This is a genomic window from Metabacillus niabensis (assembly GCF_902829255.1).
In the GTDB taxonomy this organism is placed as follows: Bacteria; Bacillota; Bacilli; order Bacillales; family Bacillaceae; genus Metabacillus; species Metabacillus niabensis.
This window is the reverse complement of the sequence record NZ_CADEPK010000388.1, coordinates 1-2064: the sequence shown is the minus strand read 5'-3', so window position 1 is coordinate 2064 and position 2064 is coordinate 1. Positions and strand designations below refer to the sequence as shown.

Annotated in this window: 3 protein-coding genes; all 3 read left to right on the top strand. The window is 31.2% G+C overall.

Annotation, left to right across the window (positions count from 1 at the left end; genetic code table 11):
• Positions 1-1047, top strand: a 1047-nt coding sequence (locus HU235_RS22260) for a helicase C-terminal domain-containing protein (RefSeq protein ID WP_325100952.1), incomplete at its 5' end; no start/stop codon positions are given.
• 218 nt (positions 1048-1265) lie between these two features.
• Complete coding sequence (locus HU235_RS22255) at positions 1266-1436, top strand: YpmA family protein (RefSeq protein WP_095302196.1); 171 nt, start codon at positions 1266-1268, stop codon at positions 1434-1436.
• Positions 1437-1451: 15 nt separating this feature from the next.
• On the top strand, positions 1452-1964 hold the full coding sequence (locus HU235_RS22250) for a cell wall elongation regulator TseB-like domain-containing protein (RefSeq protein ID WP_095302195.1): 513 nt from the start codon (positions 1452-1454) through the stop codon (positions 1962-1964).
• Positions 1965-2064 lie beyond the last annotated feature (100 nt).

Here is a 2064-nt window from a genome sequence, read left to right as displayed (position 1 = left end):
GTTAAAATAATGAATAAGTCATTACAAGTTCACATGAAAGAATCAGACCTTTCAATTAAAGATAAGATAATTCTTGAGGATTATAAAGCAATGATTTCGCGGATTAACGAATATAAGGATAAGTTAAATGCGATCCTTTTTTCACAATCTGATTCAACTGTTTCGTGGATTGAAATTGATTCTAAAGGGGCTAAAAATGCTGCATCCATTTATTCTCAGCCATTAGATATTTCGGAATTTTTAGCTGATCATTTCTTTGCAAATAAAAAAAGTGCAATACTCACTTCTGCAACGTTAGCAGTTAAACATTCATTTTCATATATGACTGATGCTGTTGGACTAACTGATTTTTATCCAAAACAATTACAATTGAAGTCACCCTTTAATTATAAAAAACAGGTAAAGCTTTTTATTCCAACAGATATGCCGCATGTTAATGAGGTGTCACTTGATGATTTTTCTGAAGCAATTGCAGCTAATATAGGAAGTGTTGCACAAATAACAGACGGGAAAATATTAGCCTTATTTACATCCTATGAAATGTTAAAAAAAACGTATCAATTGCTAAAAGAGGATGAAACATTAGAGGATTTTATGATTCTCGGACAAGGAACAGGTAGTGGCAGTCGTTTGCGATTGACAAAGAATTTTAAGCAATTCGATAAAGCCATTTTATTAGGAACAAACAGCTTTTGGGAGGGCGTTGATTTTCCTGGTGAAGAGCTTACAGCATTAATGATTGTTCGTCTTCCTTTTGCATCACCTGATAATCCGATTGTTGCAGCAAAATCTGAGCAGTTTAAAAGACAGGGGAAAAATGCATTTTACGATTATTCACTTCCCGAAGCGATACTACGGTTTAAACAAGGATTTGGAAGATTAATTCGAAGTGAGGATGATCGAGGGATATTATTTGTTTTAGATCATCGTATCATAACAACAAAGTATGGGAAGGACTTTTTAAGCTCTATTCCAGAACTTGAAATTGAAAAAAATCCGATGCATCTTTTGACACATTCAATCGAGAAATGGATGAATCGTGATTAAAGCATGAAAACGCCTTTTCACCGATAAAAAATGGCTGATTCAAAACTTGAATCAGCCTTAAATGGTGTGAGTTAGGAGAAAATTTATCATCATGTTAAAGTGTTAACACCTGTTAAAATGGATTAAGATACAACATTAGATGCCGTTGTAATGTTATTGTGTCCAGACAAAACAGACATATTAGTTACAATATTTGTTTCAAGTAGGAGGAATTTGTAGTGCAGAGTAAAATTGAGGTTATTTCAACAGTTACAGTTGAACATTCAGATGATTTATATAAGATTGTTGATTTGTTAAATCGCACGTTAAAAAGAGAGGATCTAATGTTCGGATTAGCTCTCGACCAGCAAGATCAAAATAAAGCTGTATTTACCATTTATCGTACGTAAGGAAGTTGATTTAATATGGGAAAAAAAACGATCATTACATTAATTGTTTCTGTTGTTGTCTTAATAGGTGTGATCATTTTGTTTACGAATATATATCAAACAGCAAGAAACCAATATGAAGAGGGACATCAAAAATCAAAAGAATTTGTACTATCTAATAAAGATTTGGATGTAAAGTCAATTGATTCAATTGAAACTTATAATGGTGAAAAGAAGTATCATGTAATGTCTGGAAAAAACGCAAAAAATGAAAAAATTTATGTTTGGGTACCTCAAGAAGAAAAAAATAATAAGCCCACTATTAAAAAGCAATCAGAAGGAATAACCGAAAAAGAAGCGATTGCAGAAGTTAATTCAGAAAAGAATCCTGAAAAAATAGTGGCTGTCACATTAGGGATGGATGAAGGAATTCCTATTTGGGAAGTAAAGTATATAGATAAATCAGACAGGTACAATTTTGATTACGTTAATTTTAATAATGGGGATATTATTAAACATATGGCGATAAAAAATGAAAAGGATTCATAAAAAAATTATATAAAAATAATAAAGAATATGTATGTTTAATCGGTTTATCATTGCTACAAAAAATGAAAAAAAGTATAATAAAAGCTGATTAGTACATAAT

What these genes read in the sequence shown, in the direction of transcription:
- HU235_RS22250 (WP_095302195.1), top strand. Translation starts at nt 1,452, where the DNA reads ATGGGAAAAAAAACGATCATTACATTAATTGTTTCTGTTGTTGTCTTA.